The sequence below is a fragment of the Hyphomicrobium sp. genome (assembly GCF_019753045.1).
Lineage (GTDB): Bacteria > Pseudomonadota > Alphaproteobacteria > Rhizobiales > Hyphomicrobiaceae > Hyphomicrobium_B.
The window spans coordinates 43102-60709 of record NZ_JAIELN010000028.1; the positions used below are offsets into that span (position 1 = coordinate 43102).

At 57.2% G+C, this 17608-nt stretch carries 16 protein-coding genes; 12 read left to right on the top strand and 4 right to left on the bottom strand.

Translation table 11 applies throughout. From position 1 onward, the window contains the following. The first annotated feature begins 277 nt into the window (after positions 1-277). Complete coding sequence (locus tag K2Q04_RS21290) at positions 278-2077, top strand: lipase maturation factor family protein (RefSeq protein WP_291167414.1); 1800 nt, start codon at positions 278-280, stop codon at positions 2075-2077. Continuing rightward, the gene (locus K2Q04_RS21295; RefSeq protein ID WP_291167418.1) at positions 2074-3009 is read left to right on the top strand and encodes a DUF5996 family protein; all 936 of its coding nucleotides are present in this window, start codon (positions 2074-2076) and stop codon (positions 3007-3009) included. Before K2Q04_RS21290 ends, K2Q04_RS21295 begins: the two co-directional genes overlap by 4 nt. 144 nt (positions 3010-3153) lie before the next feature. On the opposite strand, the gene K2Q04_RS21300 is transcribed toward K2Q04_RS21295, so the two are convergent. Further along, positions 3154-3552, bottom strand: coding sequence for an amidohydrolase family protein (locus tag K2Q04_RS21300; RefSeq protein WP_291167421.1), 399 nt, complete (start codon positions 3550-3552; stop codon positions 3154-3156). Positions 3553-3618: 66 nt separating this feature from the next. Between K2Q04_RS21300 and K2Q04_RS21305 the strand changes: the two genes are divergently transcribed. The 5 genes from K2Q04_RS21305 (at position 3619) to K2Q04_RS21325 (ending at position 9275) form a co-directional block, all read left to right on the top strand. Beyond that, on the top strand, positions 3619-4281 hold the full coding sequence (locus K2Q04_RS21305; protein WP_291167424.1) for a hypothetical protein: 663 nt from the start codon (positions 3619-3621) through the stop codon (positions 4279-4281). 250 nt (positions 4282-4531) lie between these two features. After that, positions 4532-4975 (top strand): hypothetical protein, encoded by a 444-nt coding sequence (locus tag K2Q04_RS21310; protein WP_291167427.1) that lies wholly within the window; start codon positions 4532-4534, stop codon positions 4973-4975. Positions 4976-4991: 16 nt separating this feature from the next. Then, positions 4992-6296, top strand: coding sequence for a divalent metal cation transporter (locus K2Q04_RS21315; RefSeq protein ID WP_291167430.1), 1305 nt, complete (start codon positions 4992-4994; stop codon positions 6294-6296). Positions 6297-6667: 371 nt separating this feature from the next. Then, complete coding sequence (locus K2Q04_RS21320; protein ID WP_291167432.1) at positions 6668-7516, top strand: PepSY-associated TM helix domain-containing protein; 849 nt, start codon at positions 6668-6670, stop codon at positions 7514-7516. A gap of 430 nt (positions 7517-7946) precedes the next feature. Beyond that, positions 7947-9275: a TonB-dependent receptor gene (locus K2Q04_RS21325; RefSeq protein WP_291167435.1), complete on the top strand. Its 1329-nt coding sequence runs from the start codon at positions 7947-7949 to the stop codon at positions 9273-9275. 359 nt (positions 9276-9634) lie between these two features. On the opposite strand, the gene K2Q04_RS21330 is transcribed toward K2Q04_RS21325, so the two are convergent. Next, positions 9635-10258 (bottom strand): GNAT family N-acetyltransferase, encoded by a 624-nt coding sequence (locus tag K2Q04_RS21330; protein ID WP_291167438.1) that lies wholly within the window; start codon positions 10256-10258, stop codon positions 9635-9637. A gap of 182 nt (positions 10259-10440) precedes the next feature. Here K2Q04_RS21330 and K2Q04_RS21335 point away from each other — a divergent pair, with 182 nt between their 5' ends. Beyond that, the gene (locus tag K2Q04_RS21335; RefSeq protein WP_291167441.1) at positions 10441-11148 is read left to right on the top strand and encodes a peroxiredoxin-like family protein; all 708 of its coding nucleotides are present in this window, start codon (positions 10441-10443) and stop codon (positions 11146-11148) included. A gap of 79 nt (positions 11149-11227) precedes the next feature. After that, complete coding sequence (locus K2Q04_RS21340) at positions 11228-11938, top strand: peroxiredoxin-like family protein (protein WP_291167444.1); 711 nt, start codon at positions 11228-11230, stop codon at positions 11936-11938. On the opposite strand, the gene K2Q04_RS21345 is transcribed toward K2Q04_RS21340, so the two are convergent. Then, a complete protein-coding gene (locus K2Q04_RS21345; protein WP_291167448.1) occupies positions 11919-12863 on the bottom strand; it encodes a LysR family transcriptional regulator in 945 nt (314 codons plus the stop codon). The two genes, K2Q04_RS21340 and K2Q04_RS21345, sit on opposite strands and share 20 nt — an antisense overlap. 295 nt (positions 12864-13158) lie before the next feature. Here K2Q04_RS21345 and K2Q04_RS21350 point away from each other — a divergent pair, with 295 nt between their 5' ends. From K2Q04_RS21350 to K2Q04_RS21360, 3 genes are all read left to right on the top strand, one after another. After that, entirely contained in the window at positions 13159-13968 is an 810-nt protein-coding gene (locus tag K2Q04_RS21350; protein ID WP_291167494.1) for a 3-hydroxybutyrate dehydrogenase, read from the top strand. A gap of 188 nt (positions 13969-14156) precedes the next feature. Further along, positions 14157-14642 carry a cupin domain-containing protein gene (locus K2Q04_RS21355; RefSeq protein ID WP_291167450.1) on the top strand — a complete coding sequence of 162 codons (486 nt, stop codon included), beginning with the start codon at positions 14157-14159 and terminating at the stop codon, positions 14640-14642. Positions 14643-14714: 72 nt separating this feature from the next. Next, positions 14715-15938 carry an MFS transporter gene (locus K2Q04_RS21360; RefSeq protein WP_291167452.1) on the top strand — a complete coding sequence of 408 codons (1224 nt, stop codon included), beginning with the start codon at positions 14715-14717 and terminating at the stop codon, positions 15936-15938. Positions 15939-15950: 12 nt separating this feature from the next. On the opposite strand, the gene K2Q04_RS21365 is transcribed toward K2Q04_RS21360, so the two are convergent. After that, complete coding sequence (locus K2Q04_RS21365; protein ID WP_291167455.1) at positions 15951-17546, bottom strand: M12 family metallo-peptidase; 1596 nt, start codon at positions 17544-17546, stop codon at positions 15951-15953. Between the last annotated feature and the right edge of the window lie 62 nt (positions 17547-17608).

A 17608-nucleotide genomic window follows, 5' to 3' on the forward strand; every position in this document is an offset into this window, starting at 1 on the left:
CATCGGCCTCGACATTCACCTTTGGCGCTTCGTTGGCGGCTTTCGATGCAATGCCACCGCCTCCATCGGTTTCCGGTGGTATCCGTTTCCGAACGGCAAGTAACCGAAACCGGTGACTTTGTTTTCTGACGTCGCTAAGTGCAACGGGCGATCGCTATCGTCGGGTGAAAAACGTCACGCAGGAAGCAGCGCCTTTCGGAAACCATAAACCTCTTCCGGCATTCTGTGTTCTGAAGGCTAACGCGTTTGCCTGTCCGCTCCTGCAGGACTATCGATCATGGCCGCAGAACGACACGCAACATTAGTTTACGATGGCGACTGCGGGATCTGTCGCTATTGGGTAAATTATTGGAAGCAGCAGACCGGCGACCGCGTCGTCTATCGGCCTTACCAAGAGGCCGCGGGGGATTTTCCCGCCATCCCCCGGGAACACTTCGCACGCGCCATTCAACTCATTGAGCCCGACGGCACGATCTACGCGGGCGCGGCGGCGACCTACAGGACCTTGCGTCACGCGCCGGGTCGCGCCGCCTGGTGGTGGATGTACGAACACATCCCGGGATTCGCCGCTGTGAGCGAACGGGCCTACGCGTTCTTCGCGCAGCGCAGAGGTCTGCTTAGCCGGCTTTCTTACTTCTTGTGGGGAGCACACCCGGAGCCCGAACGTTATGAGCTCGTCTCGTGGCTGTTCCTGCGGTTGCTCGGCGGCATTTACGTCATCGCATTCGCATCGTTAGCGGTGCAAATCCAGGGGCTGGTCGGCGAGCGTGGTATTCGTCCTGCCGCCGAATATCTGAATGCGGCACATCAGGGATGGGGCGTGTCGGCCTATTGGCAAATGCCGACACTCTTCTGGCTGAATGCCAACGATGACGCGCTCTTCGCGGCGACCGGCCTCGGCATTCTTTTGGGGCTTCTCGTTGTATTCGGAATATGGACCCGCGCTGCACTGATCGCGCTATTCGTTCTTTACCTGTCGTGCGTTTACGCCGGCCAAATCTTCATGAGCTACCAGTGGGACTTGCTGTTGCTCGAATCCGGCTTCCTGGCAATTTTCCTGACGGCGGGCTCGCGCATCGTCGTCTGGCTCTACCGCTGGCTCATCTTCCGCTATCTTTTCATGTCCGGAATCGTGAAGGCCCTCTCCGCGCAGCCGACGTGGCATGATCTCACTGCGCTCAAGTACCATTTCATGTCGCAGCCTCTCCCGACGCCTCTTGCGTGGTATGCCGCTCAGTTGCCGCCCGGGATTCTTGCGGTCGGCACCGCGGCGACGCTCGTCATTGAGCTCGTTCTCGTGTTTCTGATCTTTCTGCCGCGCCGGCTGCGTGCATTTGCAGCCTGGTGCATCCTGATATTCCAAACCTTGATCATACTCACGGGCAACTACGGCTTTTTCAACTTACTGACGATTGCGCTTTGCGTTTTTCTCTTCGATGACGCCGCGATCCGGCACGCTATTCCACAAAAGCTGAGCCTGTGGATCCAAAATCGTGCGCCGCATCCGGGAAAAGCCGCGACGGCCTGCGCGCTTCTGCTGACGCTGTTGGTTGTCCCTGTCGGTGTCGATCGCATCTTTCAGGCACTCGCATTGCCAAATCTGCCCGTTGTGGATTCCATAACTCAAGCAATTTCGCCGTTGCTCATCGTCAATGCCTACGGACCGTTCGCAACAACGACGACGAGCCGGCCGGAGATCATTGTTGAAGGTTCGGACGACGGTCAGAATTGGCGCGAGTACGACTTCCGGTATAAGCCCGGGCCAATCGATCGCGCCCCGTCGTGGAATATCCCGCATCAGCCGCGGCTCGATTGGCAAATGTGGTTCGCGGCATACGGCAACTTCGCGCAAAATCCTTGGTTCGAACGTCTGCTTCGACGCCTTCTCGAAGGCAGCCCACCCGTGCTTGCGTTGCTAGGTCAGAACCCGTTTCCCGACCATCCGCCCAAACACGTGCGTGCGCTTCTCTTCGACTATCGATTTGCCGATCCGGCCACACGCGCCAAGACCGGCCAGTGGTGGATCCGCCGACAGGAAGGTCTCTATTTTCCAGAAATAAAAGGTAACCAGTCATGACAAATGCGTGGCCCGACATTCCCTATGCACCATGGAAGGATACCTGCGCCACCTTGCATTTATGGACGCAGATTGTGGGCAAGTATCGCCTCGCGCGCGCCCCATGGGTAAACCACTCGTGGCACGCGACGTTCTATGTCACGTCCCGCGGCCTCACGACGTCCTTGATCCCTGCCGGCAATCGGGGCGTGCAGTTCGACTTCGACTTCATTGATCACAGCCTGATCGGCACCGTCACCGACGGCTCGAGAGGAGCTTTCGCACTGCAGCCCATGAGCGTGGCTGATTTCTACAAGCGCTTCGGTGAACTGACGGATGAACTCGGAGTAGCGACCACAATCGATGGCAAACCAAACGAAATCCCTGACGCGATTCCATTCGCGAGGGACACGATGCATAAGTCCTACGACGCGGATGCGGTGAACCGATTTTGGCATGCGCTCGTCCAGGTTGATCGCGTGCTGAAGTATTTTCGAACAGGCTTCCTGGGCAAGGTCAGCCCGGTCCATTTGTTCTGGGGCAGTTTCGATCTTGCAGTAACGCGATTTTCGGGACGCCGCGCCCCCCTTCATCCGGGCGGCGTTCCTGGGTTGCCAGATCCCGTAACGCATGAAGCCTATTCACACGAAGTCAGTTCTGCCGGCTTCTGGCCTGGAGGCGGCCCGGTCGACTACCCGGCATTCTATTCGTATGCCTATCCGGCGCCGAACGGCTTTTCATCGCAACGGGTCACGCCCGGCGAAGCCTTCTTTGACGAGAAGGCGGGCGAGTTCATCCTGCCGTACAGTGTTGTGCAAAACGCGTCCGATCCCGATCAATTGCTGCTGGGCTTCCTCGAAACAACATACGAGGCAGCCGCGCGGCTCGCCAATTGGGATCGAGCATCCTTGGAATGTCCACGCGGCCGGATCGATGTCCCGCGACCCCTCTGACATCTGTCGGTCTGTGCGTGTTAGGGCGTGTCGCCCTACATGGCCTTTAGCTGGCCATGCGCACACGTGCGGAAGTCGTCGACGAGCACCAACGCGACGCGGATATCGCCCCGCGCGGATGCTCGCCTCGATTCGTTGAAGGATTTATGTCCCAGTGTAGAAGAAATCATCTCCGATTTGTGCATAGTCCGGCCAATCGCCTTCGTGCACGATCTTGCCTCCGACGATTGTCATCGCTGACTTCATCCATCGAAGGCGGGCATCAGAGACCTGCAGCAGGTCGGCGCTCAATACCGCCATATCGGCAACCTTCCCCTCTTCGAATAATCCCTTGTCATCGTCGAAGTTCTGATATGCGCTGCCGCCGGTCCAGATTTTCAGCGCTTCCAGTCGCGTGCGGCGCACGCACTTGGACGACAGCGAACAACATGTCACCGACAACGTTCCCGCCACCACCTCTCGGAGTGTGACCGCATGTGATGTCTGCAGCGTAGATTCGACAGCTTGCTGAAATTGCACTAAAGCAGCTTCATCGGTGGCCATCCTATGAGCGTCGCCGGCAGAGAGTGCATTCAAGAATTGCTTCCCGCCCCCATTCGAGCTGGAGCATTGTCATGGCGAAATCCCTGCTATTTCCTGGGCCTGACGACCGGTACGCTGGAGCCCGCGCCCTGGCCGTACGCTGACTTACGCCAGGCAGCAGTTCAGCGATTGTCGGTCGATATGGCGTCAAACTTCTCAGATCGGCAAATCATCGAAGTACGCGTGGCGGAGCTCGCTCAACTTTTCAACTCGCTTGATCCTTCGCCATTCACGGAAAGGGATCTCGACGACAAAGCTGCAGAATATATCGTGGGGTGGGCGCGGGAACTCCCAAGATACGCGAAGCTTGCCATAGCTATTCATCTTCCCGCATTTGAAGCCAAGAAGGCAGAGGAGCGCGGTCTAAGGTTGGCGCTTCGAAATTACTTCCAACAACGTGCCGAGGCCGAGCAGCGCGAACTTAACGAGCTTTTTCGGAACGGGCGCCGTTACGCTGCTATCGGCCTGCCGATTCTCGTCGTCTGCTTCATGTTGAGCCAGATCGTGCGTTCGCGACTTGGCACCGGTCCTCTTGCCAGCACTATTGCGGAAAGCTTCCTTCTTGTCGGTTGGGTTGCGAACTGGAAGCCAATTGAAACATTTCTCTACGACTGGTGGCCCCTGAAACGACGCCGTGACCTCTATCGTCGACTCGCTGCGGCCGAGATTGTGATAGAGCCAACAGACTGAGTGCGCGGCGATGCAGGCATTCCAGGATCGGTCGATTATCTCCCTGAACTGACCAAACACCGAAGCAGACTCATCGTTAACAGACATTGCGGTGCCAGACTGACGGAAGTTCAGGACGATTACCTGGCGATGCCTGGGGGCGCTGAACTTCGCAGCGGCATCATTAAGCGCACTTCTTCAAGGCACAGGCGGAACAGCTCAAACCCTCATGGGGTTACGTCTGGACACTCCCTTAAGAAGGTACGTTTGCGTGTCCATCATTGCTCGGTTGAAACAGTTTTTTGAGAACAAGAAACAGTCTTACGAAGCCTCGGCCGCGATGATCGCTTGCATTGTCGCCGCGGCCGGCTTCGCTCTTGCGGCAGGGACAATGGGGCTCGCCACGTACGTTGGCCCAATTTTGTCGTGCGTGATTTTCGGAGGAGCTTTTCTGCTTCTCGCTTTCATCTTCTGGCTGATCGGGCGTTCGAAGACAAACGTCGCCAACCACGAGCTGGAGACGGCAAAGCAAACAGCTTCGGCGAGCGTCAGCGCCGCTTCAACCGCGATTAAAGCCGTGACGTCTAAACCCGCTAAGTCTCTCAGCACGCTGGATACCATAGCGGCAGCAACACTCTTGGCCTTCTTGCTTTACCTCGCTGGCCGAAAAACTCCGCCGTCGGTCGAGGATCGGCGGACCTTGCCGCTGAGTTAACTTCGGATGATGCCGCATGAATAAGGATGATCCCGAAGTACAAGCAGATGCCGTGGTCGGACCAAGCAAGCCGAGATTGCTCAGAGTGCTCGGGCCGGGGCTGATCACCGGAGCCTCAGACGACGATCCAAGCGGCATCGCCACGTACTCTCAGGCAGGCGCTTTGTTTGGATACAGCCTGCTGTGGACCATGCTCCTCACCTACCCACTCATGGTGGCTGTGCAGGAAATCAGCGCGCGCATCGGCCGGACGACTGGTAAGGGGATCTGCGGCAACATTATCGGCCGCTTTCCCGCTCCGCTAATTTACGCGCTGGTGGGGCTTCTGTTCTTCGCCAACGTCATCAACATCGGCGCCGACCTTGGCGCGATGGGCGACGCCGGGGTCTTGCTCATGGGCGGGCCCCGCCTTCTGTATGTTGTCGGCTTGGGCGCGATCTGCATCCTCATGCAGATCTTCCTCCAGTATGCACGCTACGTTTCCGTTCTAAAATGGCTTGCGCTTGCGCTCTTCGCCTATGTCGCGACGCTGTTTGCCGTACGGGTTTCTTGGGGCGACGCCCTGACAGGGCTTTTGTTGCCGAACCTCTCCATGCAGAGCAACTATTGGCAAACCGTAGTTGCGATCTTCGGCACGACGATTAGTCCCTATCTCTTTTTCTGGCAGGCCTCTCAAGAGGTCGAAGATATCAATGAAATTCCGAGGCGGCAGCCGCTGAACCGGAAGCCGCAGCAAGCGAAAAGCGCACTCCAGCGTATCCGCCTCGACACGGCCGTTGGCATGGCCTTCTCGAATCTGGTCGCAATATCGATCATGATGACGGTTGCGGCCACGCTTCACGTGGCAGGGAAAACGAATATCGAAAGCTCGGCGCAGGCTGCCGAAGCGCTGAGACCGATTGCCGGAGATTATGCATTCTTGCTCTTCGCCGCCGGCATAGTCGGGACAGGTCTTCTTTCCATTCCTGTGCTGGCAGGTTCGGCTGCCTATGCTGCGGGAGAAACCTTCCGCTGGCGGACCGGACTTGCTCTCGATCCGCGCGAGGGAAAGGCGTTTTATGCGACGATCGCAGTGGCGACCATCATCGGCACGATCCTGAACTTCACACCAATCGATCCGATCAAGGCGCTTTTCTATAGCGCAGTTGTCAATGGCTTGGTCGCCGTTCCAGTCCTGATCGCGATGCTGATTCTCGCCCGCGATACTCGAGTGATGAAAACCTTCCGCATTCAAGGAATGCTGCTGACGCTAGGATGGATCACTGTGATTGTGATGGGCGCGGCCGCCGCAGCGATGGGCGCGCAGTTTTTTGCCGGTTGATTAGAGCGACCTAACAGGGTTCCCAGTCGAGCTCGTAGAGGGGACATCGCGCAGCGTCTTCTCGATGAGGACGACTGACTTCTGGAGTTCGTCGATAGCAACTGACGCGCCGACATTTCTCAGGAGACGTATTCAACTGATCGAGCGGCACTGGATGCCACTTTGCAAACGATCCAATCGCGAAAGCAAAAACTCCGCTGGCTAAGACTGCTCCATTCGCTGTAGAAAACATGAAGCAAGCCTCAAGCGCGTGCGGAAGTGCGGCTTACCAGCTTCCCCTTACGCCCTGACAACACCAAACAATCCGAGTCTGACGTTGCTGAAAGCCTGGACACTCCGCCTCCACCGATGGTTGGCGCTGATTTTTTGCATTGCCCTTGATGATCATCTTTTTGACGGGCCTCATCCTGGCATTCGAGCCCGCGATTGTGGCTTCGACGTTGAAGCCCAAAGTTGTCGACGCGACCAAAATCGAAGCGGCTCTCGCAAAGCATGATCCGCAAGGCACCGTAGACCGCATCTTTGTTCACGGTCATCTCGGCACGCTTGTCCTCCGCGACCGTGGAGGTACGGAAATCGATCTTGAGACCGGCGAGATCGCCTGCCAACCGAGCACCACGCTTGCCGTGTATTCGCTGGCGCGCCGGATTCACAAAACATTACTGCTCGAGGACGGCGGTTGGGGCGTCACTATCTCCACCATCGCGTTGCTCTCTCTGGTTGTGATCGGGCTCGTGATGGGTATCAGACCATTACGCAACACGGTCAGCGGCTGGCACACGGCATCCGCATGGACTGCCCTGCCGCTCATCCTCATCGCGCCGCTCACCGGGCTGGCGATGCTATACAAAGTCACGTTTTCAGGGCCGGAGCCGATTATTGCGGCCGACGCTACGCCGCGCTCGATCATCGAAGCGCTGCGCATCGTTGCACGCGAACGAGATCTGTCGACGCTCTTGACCCTGCGTCTGAGAAAAAACGGTGCCGAAGCGCGATTCATCGAAGACGGCGAATCTCGCAACTATGCCGTTTCGACCGGCGGACTCGTTGTCAAACCGCGTAATTGGCCGAAGCTGCTTCATGAAGGCAACTGGGCGGGCATTTGGTCCGCTTCGGCCAACGCGGTAACTTCGCTTGTACTGAACCTGTTGCTTTCGACCGGGCTTCTTCTGTGGGCGCGACGCCGGCTAAGGCGTCGCAACCTTCACGCGGCGCCGTGAAATCACCCCGGATTCGGCAGGAAAAATTCCCGGCCAATTAATCAGCACACATTGCTTATGTGACACTTTTGTGCCAACGCGCGCCATAATGTTTTGTGTTTTTGTATACATTATTGTGAGCTTGTGTTCCGCATGATGTTTACCCCTCAAATTTTCGTATTGAGGGAAACGGAATGACTTGGGACGTGCGTGTTCACTCGGCGTGCGCAGCGCTGCGCTTTGGTGGGTTCCTTCACGGTTGCCAATGCGCAAGAAGAAGGAACGGCGCTCCCCCCGGTTACCGTTATGGCGACCGACCAACAAGCCCCCGCCAAGAAAGCAGCAAGCAAAAAGTCAAAGGCGTCTCAAAGCGGTTCGTCTGCTTCCGCACAAGCGCCAGCAACGCAACCATCGGATTCCCAGTCCGCAACTCCGACCGTTGATCCCGGCAATGCGGTCAACAATTCCGCGGTCACCCACGTATCTTCGCACTGACGAATTCCGCGACCAGCACACGCTACGGCTTAATAACGACCAAGGTTCGGCCAACCGCGATACGCATGAAGTTCGCAATCGCATCCGTGAAACATACGGCAGCTATCTGGAATGGCAGCACGCATTCAGCGGGCTTTCGAGTTCAAGCGTCTTCTTTGACTACCAGCGCGCGCGCGAGGACACGACACGAAAATCCACGCAAACGAGCCTGCCGGGCGGCTCGCCCGTCGTACAGGCGCCACGCTTCGTACCCATCGATCTCGAACGCATCGCGTCCGGTGGCTCTGTCACAACGCGCGTCGGTCGCCATGAACTCGAAGCCGGAATAGGCTGGGCGCAGACGCAGCGGGCCGAGAACGAGGTGCGCGGTCTGACCAATGTTCCGCTTCCCGAGCGCAACTACGAGATCAGCGAAGAAATTTATCACGCCTACGTCAGCGATGCGTTTTCGGTTTTCGGCCATGACAAGCTGACGCTTGGCCTGCGGTTCGAATATAGCGTCACCGAAACGGTAGATTTTGCGAAGAACAGCTTCGATAACGACGCAGCAGATTTAAATCCGTCGATCCAATACAAGCTCTCGGCGGCCCCGAACCTCGACTTCAGGGTAGGCGTCGCCCGGACGCTGCGTCGTCCCGACCTGCGCGACCTGACGCCTACGATCGTTACCGGCAGCGGAACGCTTGCCGATCCGGATCAGCGGAGCAATCCCGACATCTCGCCGGAAAAGATATGGGGCTTGGATGTCGGCACCGATTTCTTCCTCTTCCAGCGATCTGGACTTTTGTCGGCCAATTTCTTTGCCCGTTCTTTCGAGGACAAGATCGAGAGAATCCTGACTCAGGAGGGTGGATCCCCCCGCTGGATCTCAACGCCACGTAACGCCGGCGACGGCGAACTCTACGGTGTGGAACTCGAAGGCCGCCTGCCGATGCATATGATCGGGCTTCCGGATTTGACTCTCTGGGCTAGCGGAACGGCAATCAAGTCGGAACTCACCGATCAGCAGACCGGCCAAACGCGCCGCTTCGCCGAGCAACCTGACCTGATCACGAACGTCGGCGCCGACTACTACGTGCGAGCATGGGCGACGACGTTCGGCTTGGGCTACAACCGCACATACGCTTACGATCAAAACATCGAGCAGGTGAACGGGACAACCCAGCATACGAGCTTCTCGAATCTCGACCGCTTGGATGCTTCGGCACGCATCTCGCTCGATGAGCACGTCGTTCTGACTTTGTCGGCCAGCAACTGCTTCACCCCGACGATGATCGCACGTTGACGACGCGGAATTCCGCCGGGACGATCACAGCCCGGACCCACAGCATCGAGCCCTCGCCATCGGTCTACTACGCTCGCCTGTCGTACGGCTGGTAGCAACGATTGAGCGCCAACGATGAGGCACAGAGAATTTGCGCACGGTCTTGCGATCGTGCGCAAATTTTGTTTCCGGAGCGTCGTGTGCGCGGCAAAGACCCGACAGGTACAAGTAGAAGTGCCTGCCCAGGCCAATGTGATTTCGAGCAAAATCACTAAGGTTTTACAGCACGGGGCCTACCAAGAGGCCGTACATGGGCTTTCGCGGAGAGTGAGGATCCGTGAAGGATTGAGCTGAGCGGCGGCGATCAGAATGATCCTGGCTTAAGCTCCCGTCACAGCTTTCTCAAGTTGTACCTGGTCGCGTATCGCCAGATCATATCCCTTTTCGGGCGTGAAGAAGTCCGGCACCACATTGAAGATGCGAAAACCGCGCTTCACGTAGAAAATAATGTTTTCGGTCTCCCACGACCCGGTGCAAACGATCAGCCGTCGAACACCACGTAAACGACAAACCGTCTCGGCTTCTTCTATCAGCCCCGTTGCGATGCCTTCTCCGCGCCGTTCGGGAACAACTGCCAGGCTGACTATTTCTATCGCATTATCTTCTTCCACAAGTTGAGTTATGCCGACAATCAGATCCCGATCATGGGCCACAAAGACGTTGCCCATCTTGAAGTAGCTGAGGATTTGGCTCTCCGACTCGTCCGCCAAGCGAAACAAGGGCAGCAACCGCAACCGACTATCTTCGTGAACAGCGATCTGAATACCGGCCAACTGTGCCCCTCTTTCAACGTTGAACTTACCCAACTGGCCGATACGCCCCAGACCGAACCTCCGTTTCAAAAATTCTGAAAGTTCAAGACGCGCATGGCCGCCAAGCTGCGTCGGCGTCCTCGTGGAAGCCTCAATCCTGGTTGATGCCGCAATGAGGACGATGCAAACCACACACACGCGCAATAGTTTCCTTTTCCGTGGGACGAGGTGTGTCAGCCGCTGAATGCAGAATAGCCACTCCCTATGGAAACAACGCCCAGGGAGCATTGGCGCGTGACACTTCCCCGGATCAATATAAATCGGGAAGGCTGCCCCAGAAGAGCCGGACGTCGCCAGTCAAAAAGGATTAACCCTTGACGCGCGTAGAGACCCTTGCAGAAGCTTTCGCGGACGTCTGCGCGATGACTGCGCCTCTGAATGCCAGACTAGCCGCGTATGCAAGCAAGCTTCGCGAACTGAACTTCCCTTTCGCTGACGCCTATGACGAGCTCGTCGCGAGACTTTATTCTGGCGAAGTTGGCAGCGCCGCGCCGGCACTTGGGGACGTAATGCCCCAATTTCTTCTGCCCGACAGATCAGGAACACTCGTCAGTCTGGAAGAGCTGACGTCCAGAGGTCCCATCGTTCTGAGTTTCAACCGTGGCCACTGGTGTCCATTCTGCCGTATCGCGCTCAAGACGATTGCAGAACACCATCAAGAGATCTCGCAAGCCGGCGCCGAGGTTGTGTCGATCATCCCTGACCGGCAGCAGTTCACGGACGAACTGCGACGCAGAACGCAGGATACGATCCGCATCCTTACTGACATCGATAGCGGCTATGCTCTATCGCTCGGCTTGGTGGTTTGGGTTGGCGAGAACCTTAAGACCCTGATGAAGGGGCGCGGCTACCACCTTGACGCGTTTCACGGCAACGACGGTTGGTTCCTGCCCGTGCCGGCAACGTTTGTGATTGATAATGATGCTCGAATTCTGGCTCGTTTCGTCGACCCCGACTTCCGTAGGCGCATGGAAATTGACGAGATCCTAGCGGCACTCAAGGGGTCGTCTTCGCGCCGTTGAGACTCCGATCAATCCGAACTACATTCGGGCGCAGACAAGGATTGGAGCCCTAATCCTTCTCGAGCGTGGAGCCTCCAGAATGGCCGAGAAGACGCTTTCGGAAGCCCTACAAGACTGCACGGTCCGTTGCCAGAATATGCAAGCTCCGCTGACGGCAAGGCTCGAAGCCTTCGCCAACGACGTCCGTAAGCTTAGTCCGGATTTCGCGGACATCGTCGATCGAATGATCGAGCATTTGAAGGCGACGGGTGTTGGCGAAAACGCTCCCAAGCCGGGTGAGCCTCTGCCGAACTTCATGATGCCGGATCAGAACGGCCGGCTTCAAACGCTCGATGACTTGATCGCGAAAGGTCCCTTAGTCATCGCTTTCCATCGCGGGCACTGGTGTCCATATTGCCGGATCAATGCGCAAGCCCTCGCAGCAATCTACCGCGAAGTAAAGTCGCTCGGCGCGGAACTCGTAGCGATCACCCCGGAAAGTGAGCGTTTCAATGCGGAATTGACGCAAGGAAGCAGAGACACCTTCCCCATTCTCTCAGATATGGACAACGGATACGCGTTGATGCTCAACTTGGCGTTCCTGGTGAGCGACGAAAAGCGGCGCGCTATGACTGCTGCCGGATGGGACTTCTCGACATTCCAAGGCAACACGCATTGGACGCTTCCAATCCCGGCCACGTTCATCGTGGGACAGGACGGCCTGGTAAAGGCGCGGTTCATCGATCCCGATTACCGCAAGCGGATGGATACAGCGGAAATCCTCACCGCGCTCAAGCGACTTGCGAACTGACGGAAACCGCTGAACCCCTTTCAGGACCGGCAAGTTGTTTTTCCACGGCACGCCAGTCGGCGGCACGGAGCATCTTTATGAAAGTGCTAGCAGCCATCGAACGCTGTCTTCCGGCAACAGCATATGCGTAGACGGTTCTGTCGATTTCCAATCCATCTATCCGCAGCTGCTGGGAATTTGCGCTGAGCACGGAACTCCGCGGTGCTATGCCGATTCCGAAATTGTTCTCTAGGAGAGCCGCCAGATCCGGTTCCGTCGCGATATCGTGCTTTGCCTTCGGCTGACCGCCATGCGCATCAAGGAACTCAAGAATGTCCTTGGAATTTTCGCAGTTGGTCCGGCACAGAAGTCGCTCCGTAGACAGTTCCGAAGGCGCTATCGGCTCACCGAGCGATGCGAGACGGTGCTGGCTTCCGACGACAAGTCGGTATGGCTCGGTGAACAGTTCCCACGAGTCCAGACGTTCCCAAGCCCCTTCGAGGGGTCCGCCAACCCCGACTTCGGCGTCACCCTTTTTGAGAAGCTCGGCAATCTCATTGTTGGTACCGCGAAAAAAACGCAGTTCAAGACCGGGTAACACGCGCATCAGCTCCGATAGAAATGGGATTAGGAGCATGATGTTCACCGTCACCGAAAGCGCGATAGTGAGCGGCGCGACCGCGCCACTCTTGATCGATTGCGCCAGCGATTTCGCGTTGAGGGCGCTGTCGTAACACTGCTGCAGCATCGGCAGCATACGCTGGCCAAGTTCCGTCAGGTGCGAGAGATTTCTCTCGCGGCGGAAGAGCTCCCCTCCCAGCTCATCTTCAAGTTGTTTGATTGCGCGCGTCAGCGACGGCTGCGCGACGTTACAGCTCTCGGCCGCACGAGTGAAGTTCAGCTCCCGCGCCACGGCAAGGAAGTATCGAACTTGATGCATTTCCATCTGGTTGGGTCCGAACTTCAGTCCGCGGGATATCACCGGGCAAGAAAAGCCGCCCGATAGCCAAAAGGCATAGAAACTTAGCTCAAACGATATTTCTGATCCAGCGTCCCCGCAGATAGTTTGCATGCAAACGAAGGCGCGGACGCCGTTAGCCAATCTCATCGGCTCAAGCCAACGCGAATTCAGCAGACGCCATGCCTCCTGTCGTCTGCCCAAGGATCCGGCAAGCCCTCCCCCGTGCTGGCCGGATCCTCCCTTACCTCACTTTAGGAGTATCGCCATGAACGTAAATGTCATGACCGGTCTGCCCAGCCTTGCCCGCGAACTCAAGGGAAAATCCGCCATCGTCACGGGTTCGACCAGTGGGATTGGGCTGGGCATCGCCCGCGCACTTGCGGCGCGCGGCGTGAACATCATGTTCAACGGGTTCGGTTCCCCTTCCGATATTGATGATGTACGGACCGAACTCGAGAAAAGCAGCGGCATTGCCACCGCCTTCTCCGGCGCCGATATGTCGAGCGAGCCGGCAATCGCTCAAATGGTCGAAGATGCACGAACAGCGTTCGGTCAAATTGATATTCTGGTCAACAATGCCGGAATTCAACACGTGGAGGCGATTGAAACGTTTCCCGTTTCTAAATGGAATGCGATCATCTCGATCGACCTGTCGGCGGCCTTTCATACCATTCGCGCCGTCGTACCCGAGATGAAGAAGAGGCATTGGGGCCGCATCGTAAATGTTGCGTCGGCACATGCTCTCGTCGCATCCCCGTTCAAGTCCGCCTACGTTGCCGCGAAGCACGGCCTCCTTGGACTTACGAAGACCGTAGCACTCGAGCTTGCGGAACACGGCATCACCGCGAATGCTATATGCCCTGGTTACGTCCTCACGCCTCTGGTTGAGAAGCAGATTCCTGAAACCGCCCGCGCGCGTGGCCTCACCGAAGAACAGGTAATTCGCGACGTCCTGCTGCACGCACAGCCGACGAGAGCTTTCGTCACGACGGAAGAGATAGGGGAAGTGGCCGCCTTTCTTTGCAGCAACGGCGCCAAATCCATCACTGGCTCCACTATTCCAGTCGAAGGTGGCTGGACTGCTCAATAGCGGCGAGCGAACCGAGACGATTTCAGCGAGCCTAAGGAGGCTCGCTTTTTTATTGCCACGCGCAGCAATAGCTTGGCGCTATCGAACAGCAAACAAACCGATATTTAAAATCAGGGCCCGACCTCGCCATTGTGTCTTCGGAACGCGCTGCGGCGCTTCATGAGTAAATTCCAATTCGGAGACACAACATGACACCCTCCCTCAGCAAATCGTGGATTGCGTTGACGCTCGCCGGTGCATTGACGGGCGCATTCTTGGCCATCGCAAATGCGGCGAGTGCGGGCGAATGCCCGGCGAATAAAGTCGTCACATCCAACGGGCAACAGCCTGGTGCCACCGCGCACAAAAGCGTAACCGAGAAGCTGCTCGGCGAAATCAATCTCACAAACGAAAAAGTGGCCGTCGCAGATCATCACTTCCGCATGCGGCGCCTCGAGGTTGCTCCCGGCGGCGAAGTCGCGTGGCACAGTCACGACGAAAGGCCGGCGCTTATCTATGTCGTCTCGGGAAAGATCACCGAATATGCCAGCACCTGCTCTGTCCCGATCGAGCACCAAGCCGGCGATCTCTCGGTCGAGAGCCACCTTTCTCATTGGTGGAAGAACAACTCCGACAAGCCGACGGTGTTGATCTCGGCAGACATCGCCGCCGATCCCAAAGATCACAACATGTAATCCAAAGATCTGGCGGATCACTGCCAGGCCGGATGCTCTGGCAGTGATCCGCACTTCGGAGGCTACAAAGCCATGCTCCCATCCGTGCAGACCAATGATTTCGATGTGCCATCGAAATCAGACGGCAAGACGAATTCCTCGTTCGAATTGCTTATCATCGCGGTCACGGCGTTCCTGACGGTCGTTGATCTTTTCGCGACACAGGCGCTGCTTCCAGCGCTCGCTGAGCATTACCGTGTTAGCGCTGCAGCTATGGGACTGGCGGTCAACGCATGTACGCTAGGAATGGCGATCGGTGGCCTGTCGATCGCCCTGTTGAGTGATCGCATCGACCGCCGTACCGGAATTCTAGCGAGCTTGATTGCGCTATCCGTGCCAACGTCGTTACTTGCGTTCGCACCGACCATAGGTGTGTTTGCTGCTTTGCGCATCTTGCAGGGCCTGTGCATGGCTTCTGCATTTGGACTGACGCTCGCCTATCTTGGCGAACACTTCACTGCGGAGCAATCGGCCGGAGCGTTTGCGGCCTACATTACCGGTAACGTCGCGAGCAATCTTATCGGGCGCCTTGTTGCAAGCGCTGTCACCGATCATGCCGGACTTGCCGCAAACTTCATTTTCTTCGCAGGATTGAATTTGCTGGGAGCCGCACTCGTCTACGGCACCATACGGCAAACGCCGATGAAGGAGACAGCCTGCAACGCGGATGCCGTCTGTTCGCAGAAATGGTGGGCGCACGTGCAGGCGACAGAGATGCGTGCCGGCTTCGCAATCGGCTTTTGCATTCTCTTCGCGTTCGTCGGAACGTTTACCTACATCAATTTCGTTCTCGTCGCTCCGCCTTTGGGCATTGGCATGATGACACTCGGCTTAATTTATTTCGTCTTCCTGCCCTCAATTGTGACCACGCCCCTCGCTGGAACCATCGCGAAATTGGCGGGCCACAAGGTTTCACTTTGGGCTGCGTTGGCGATCGCGGCAGCCGGGCTACCTCTCCTGATCGTTCCTCGGCTTCCCGCAATACTCATCGGAATGATTCTAGTGGCAGTTGGAACATTCCTCGCCCAGGCTTTGGCGCCTGGTTTCGTAAGCCGCGCAGCGAAAAGCAATCGCGCCTCCGCGAGCGGCATTTATCTCGCAAGCTATTTCGCAGGCGGCCTGATCGGCACCGCCGTCCTTGGCCAGATCTTCGACAACTTTGGATGGGGTGCGTGTGTAGCGGGTATCGGGGCATCGCTCGCCGCTGCAGCTTGGCTGACCCGGCATTTGGATTTTCGTCCGGATCACCAAGGATAGCCTCCTCAACAGCTATCGAAAGCCAGCGACGCGAGCAGCATTCTCAGTGATGACGCGAGCATTATCGCTTTCCGCATCCCCTGCTGGAATACCTCGGATCACGATGTTCGGACTCGACCACACTGGCACGCGCGGACAACCGTCACAGCTGTCCTTATAAGCCATCATCGTGCGCCAGTTCTTGCCGGAGACGTAACCGTGGCCGTATGAAAATGGCTTCTTGCTGTCATCGAGGGCTTCGTCGTGGCGCGCACCGATGATGTGACCGATTTCGTGAGCCAGCGAGTACATGTTTGCTGCACATTCATGATGCACGACCGCAAATGCCCGCTCGGCGTTCACATGAACACCGGCCGATAGACCGCAACCATTCGGATCATCGACAATAAGAATGCCGACATCGGCCCTGTACTTGTCACGCAACCCGTGGACTTCATCCATATAACCGTCGTTCTTCCCGGCGAAGCGAAAGACGTGTTCGAAATGGGAGCCGCTCTCGACGTAGTCCGTTTCGTAGGCGTAAGCCAGCTCCAGCTCGACATTGCTGATTCCGCTCATGCGGAAGGATTCGTTCGCATCCTCGATCGCTAACGGAATCAAATCGGTTTTTATGTCGTCGTAGTGACCGGCGGCAGCTTTCGTATAAGCGACGATCAATCGGATGACTGCCTTTTGGCCAGATACTTGCGGCGATGATTGTTTTTGCGTGATATCCAGCGGCCCCGGTGCGATGGTGACGTCAGCCGTCCGCGATGCATCGTGAGCGTCCTTCGTGGTAGCTCGCTCCATATGAAAATTTTCACGGGCTGCATTTCCAGGCTCTGTGAGATCGCTCGGATCGCCTTTCGTGACGAGCGGGTCCTGCTTAAGATGCATCTTCTCCATCATGCCATGGGGCATGGCCGCGTGCTCTTGAGGCATTTGCGCAGGATTCATCTCAACGATCGCGTCAGCGCCTCCACCTAGCTCGTGCACGGAATAGACATGCCCGCGATAGGTGATTGATCCTGCCATGCGACCGGACGCCCACCAGAGCAGCGTGACTGGCTCGCCGGTTTCGGACACCACGCCATGCCAGGCATAGCCGTCTTCAATTTTGTGCAGGCTCATCCGTCTGGCAGTAACCGATACGCCCGTGGCAATCGGAATGACGAGTTCGCTCTTCGTCAACATGTTCTCGGCGAGTCCAACCGGAGGCCGCGCCATGACGATCGCGCCGGTGACGGCCTTCGAGGCCATGGTCGCGTGCATCAGCGCGCTTTGCGACGCGGTCATCGCGCTGGAGTTTTGCATAGGCACGAGAGCGTGATTCCAATTGGAATCGAGCTTGCTGATCTTTGTTCCGGCATCTCGCGCGAGAGTTAGAATCTCTCCCCATTTTTCACTTGGTATCGTCCAGACTTCCGCCCTGCTCATCTCCAGGATCTCTCGCTTCGGGCGGCCTGCGGCCTCGTACATCCGGGAATAGGCGGCAGTTTCCCTCAGCGGCAGGTTCGATAAGATGACATCGACTGAATCCGCACTAGCTGCTTTGGCGAACATTGCGGCCGCGCTCGCAGCAGCAACGACGAATAATGCTACGTATCGACCTCGACGCGCTGGAACCATCGCAACCTCCAGAACAAACAAGCCCCGCAGTTGAGTCTGCGAGGCTTTTTCGCATGCATTGC

What these genes read in the sequence shown, in the direction of transcription:
- K2Q04_RS21290 (WP_291167414.1), top strand. Translation starts at nt 278, where the DNA reads ATGGCCGCAGAACGACACGCAACATTAGTTTACGATGGCGACTGCGGG.
- K2Q04_RS21295 (WP_291167418.1), top strand. Translation starts at nt 2,074, where the DNA reads ATGACAAATGCGTGGCCCGACATTCCCTATGCACCATGGAAGGATACC.
- K2Q04_RS21300 (WP_291167421.1), bottom strand. Translation starts at nt 3,552, where the DNA reads ATGGCCACCGATGAAGCTGCTTTAGTGCAATTTCAGCAAGCTGTCGAA.
- K2Q04_RS21315 (WP_291167430.1), top strand. Translation starts at nt 4,992, where the DNA reads ATGAATAAGGATGATCCCGAAGTACAAGCAGATGCCGTGGTCGGACCA.
- K2Q04_RS21325 (WP_291167435.1), top strand. Translation starts at nt 7,947, where the DNA reads ATGCGGTCAACAATTCCGCGGTCACCCACGTATCTTCGCACTGACGAA.
- K2Q04_RS21340 (WP_291167444.1), top strand. Translation starts at nt 11,228, where the DNA reads ATGGCCGAGAAGACGCTTTCGGAAGCCCTACAAGACTGCACGGTCCGT.
- K2Q04_RS21345 (WP_291167448.1), bottom strand. Translation starts at nt 12,863, where the DNA reads ATGGAAATGCATCAAGTTCGATACTTCCTTGCCGTGGCGCGGGAGCTG.
- K2Q04_RS21350 (WP_291167494.1), top strand. Translation starts at nt 13,159, where the DNA reads ATGACCGGTCTGCCCAGCCTTGCCCGCGAACTCAAGGGAAAATCCGCC.
- K2Q04_RS21355 (WP_291167450.1), top strand. Translation starts at nt 14,157, where the DNA reads ATGACACCCTCCCTCAGCAAATCGTGGATTGCGTTGACGCTCGCCGGT.
- K2Q04_RS21360 (WP_291167452.1), top strand. Translation starts at nt 14,715, where the DNA reads ATGCTCCCATCCGTGCAGACCAATGATTTCGATGTGCCATCGAAATCA.
- K2Q04_RS21365 (WP_291167455.1), bottom strand. Translation starts at nt 17,546, where the DNA reads ATGGTTCCAGCGCGTCGAGGTCGATACGTAGCATTATTCGTCGTTGCT.